Below are 3,322 nucleotides of genomic sequence, written 5' to 3'. Positions count from 1 at the left end.
TCCAGCTTGAATGTACTTTCTCGTATTCCACCCATAGGTTTTGATGAGGTCCGGTAGTGATCTCCACGTATGAGAAATACTGCACATTCGGTAATATCTTGCTCTGCAACAGATCCCCGCAGATATTGGAGTCACCATCCCAGTTATCCCCGTCAGATGCTTGTGCAACATAGATATTCCAGTCTCCCGCAGGGTAGCGTTCTTCCAGAATTTCGCCTGTCAGCTTCAGGGCGCTAGAGACGATCGTACCGCCGGTTTCACGTGAGTAGAAAAACTCTTGCTCATCCACTTCCTTCGCGTGGGTGTGGTGGCGTACAAACACCACTTCTATCTGCTTGTAGTTACGTTTCAGAAACAGATACAGCAGTACAAAGAAGCGTTTGGCAATGTCTTTAATGCTCTGGGTCATGGAGCCTGAAACATCCATCACGCAGAACATCACCGCTTTGCTGGATGGGACCGGCACTCTGATAGTGTTGTTGTATTTGATATCGAAGTCGTCGATCCATGGGATACGCTTGATGCGTGCCTGCAGAGCTTCGATTTTTTCCTGTAGGCACAGAATCTGCTGTTCGGCTTCCGTATCAGGTAACCGTGAACTCAGCGTCTCTATCTCTTGCTCCAGCTCTCGGATCTCACGTCGCTCTTTTCCCGAGAGGGCGACGCGACGTGCCTGCGCTGAACGCAGGGAACGCACAATATGGATTTTCTCAGGTGCGCCAGAATTGGTGAAACCTGCCCGACGGGTTTCAAACTGGGTGGTGTTCTTCAGCTGTTTTTTGACCAGATAAGGTAACTCGAGACCGTCGAACATAAAGTCGAGGAACTCTTCCTGACTGATCTGGAACGTGAAGTCGTCCATCCCTTCACCCTGATTGCTGGCGCTACCGTCTCCGGATCCACCGCCACCGCCACCACCTGATGGGCGCTGAAACTCGTCGCCGACAACAAATTCCTTATTGCCGGGGAATACCCGCTTCGTTTTGCCGCCAGGACCATGATGGAATATTGGTTCAGAGATGTCTCGGCGCGGAATCGTGACAGATCCACCCTGGTCAATATTGGTGATGGAGCGACTGTTTACCGCATCTTCAACGGCTTCTTTGATGTGCTTTTTATAGCGTTTAAGAAAGCGTTGACGGTTTACCGTGCTCTTTTTCTTCGCGTTTTGGCGGCGGTCGATGATATAGCTCATACTTCCGATCCCCATGAAGGGCCGATGCCTCGCTTACTGCGTGCGTAAACAGCGACCAGCTAATTGATCCGTAATCTCCAGAGAGCACTCCGGCTCTCTGGGCAGCGCGCTATACAGCGCTTACTGCGACTTACGTACCCGGATATACCACTCAGAAAGCAGGCGAACCTGTTTCTCGGTATATCCGCGTTCAATCATGCGTTTAACAAATTCGCTGTGCTTCTTCTGATCGTCGCTGGAGGCTTTGGCGTTAAAGGAGATCACTGGAAGCAGATCTTCTGTGTTAGAGAACATTTTCTTCTCAATCACAGTACGCATTTTCTCGTAGCTGGACCAGGCCGGGTTCTTGCCGTGATTGGAGGCCCGTGCGCGCAGAACGAAGTTCACGATTTCATGGCGGAAATCTTTTGGATTACTGATACCAGCAGGTTTTTCAATTTTCTCGAGTTCTTCACTGATCGCTACCCGGTCAAGGATGTCACCGGTTTCAGGGTCACGGTATTCCTGATCCTGAATCCAGAAATCGGCATAAGTGACATAGCGGTCGAAAATGTTCTGGCCGTACTCTGAATAGGATTCCAGATAGGCGGTCTGAATTTCTTTGCCTAAATACTCGATGTATTTTGGCATCACGAATTCTTTCAGGAAGCCGATGTAGCGCTCATGTACTTCAGCCGGGAACTGTTGCTGTTCGATCTCTTTTTCCAGAACGTGCATCAGGTGAACGGGGTTGGCCGCGACTTCGGAAGAGTCGAAGTTGAATACTTTAGACAGGATCTTAAATGCGAAGCGGGTCGACAGGCCATCCATCCCTTCATCGACACCGGCTGAATCTTTATATTCCTGCAAAGACTTGGCTTTTGGATCGGTGTCTTTCAGGTTCTCTCCGTCATAGATCCGCATTTTTGAGAAAACACTGGAGTTTTCAGGTGACTTAATGCGAGAGAGTACAGAGAACTGTGCCAGCATATTGAGTGTATCAGGTGCACAAGGGGATTCAGCCAGAGAGCTGTGTTCCAGCAGTTTGGCATAAATCTCGATCTCTTCAGTGACGCGGGTGCAATACGGTACTTTTACAATATATACACGGTCGATAAAGGCTTCGTTTGTTCGGTTGTTCTTGAAGGTTTGCCACTCAGATTCATTGGAGTGGGCCAGCAGAATACCGTTGAACGGGATTGCTCCCATGCCTTCGGTGCTGTTGTAGTTACCTTCCTGTGTAGCTGTCAGCAGAGGATGCAGCACTTTAATAGGTGCTTTAAACATCTCTACAAATTCCATCATACCTTGGTTTGCACGGCAAAGAGCACCGGAGAAACTATAGGCATCAGGATCATGTTGAGCGAACTCTTCCAATTTTCGGATATCAACTTTACCCACCAGGCTGGAAATATCCTGGTTGTTTTCATCACCCGGTTCAGTTTTCGCGATAGCGATCTGATCGAGGATAGACGGGTACTGTTTGACGACGCGGAATTTAGACAGGTCGCCACCGAATTCATGTAGGCGTTTCACTGCCCAAGGTGACATAACACCCTTCAGGTATCGCTGAGGAATGCCGTACTCTTCTTCCAGAATCTGGCCATCTTCTTCCGGGTTGAACAGGCCAAGTGGCGATTCGAATACTGGCGAGTCTTTGATCGCATAAAAGGGCACATGCTGCATCAAAAACTTCAGACGTTCGGCCAATGAGGATTTACCACCGCCCACCGGGCCAAGGAGGTAAAGGATCTGTTTACGTTCTTCCAATCCCTGGGCGGCATGTTTGAAGTAAGAGACGATATTTTCAATAGCGTCTTCCATTCCATAAAATTCGCTGAACGCAGGGTAACGTTTGATCAGTTTATTTGAGAAGATGCGACTAAGTCTTGGGTCGGAGGCTGTATCAACTAGCTCCGGTTCTCCAATAGCTTCTAGCATCCTTTCAGCAGCATCGGCATATACCGACTGGTCTTTTTTACACAGCGCGAGATACTCATCTAGAGACATCTCTTCTTGCTTCGTGGACTCGTAACGGGCTCTATAATGCTCAAAAATACTCATTGTGGTCACCTTCCTCGTGAGATCCTTTAAATTCAAATGCTTAGGGGCTCATCATTTCGTACTCTCTGCTTGTTTCGTGTTTTA

Annotated in this window: 2 protein-coding genes; both read right to left on the bottom strand. The window is 48.6% G+C overall.

Annotation, left to right across the window (positions count from 1 at the left end):
- A partial coding sequence (locus ABYW01_RS17295; RefSeq protein WP_372835139.1) for a YeaH/YhbH family protein occupies positions 1 to 1,195 on the bottom strand: 1,195 nt, incomplete at its 3' end.
- Positions 1,196 to 1,315: 120 nt separating this feature from the next.
- Positions 1,316 to 3,238, bottom strand: a complete 1,923-nt coding sequence (locus ABYW01_RS17290) for a PrkA family serine protein kinase (protein WP_372835136.1) — start codon at positions 3,236 to 3,238, stop codon at positions 1,316 to 1,318.
- Between the last annotated feature and the right edge of the window lie 84 nt (positions 3,239 to 3,322).

It is taken from the genome of Pontibacterium sp., from assembly GCF_041587635.1.
Lineage (GTDB): Bacteria > Pseudomonadota > Gammaproteobacteria > Pseudomonadales > Balneatricaceae > Pontibacterium.
Note: the sequence above shows the minus strand (reverse complement) of the source record. Positions and strands in the feature narration are given on the sequence as shown.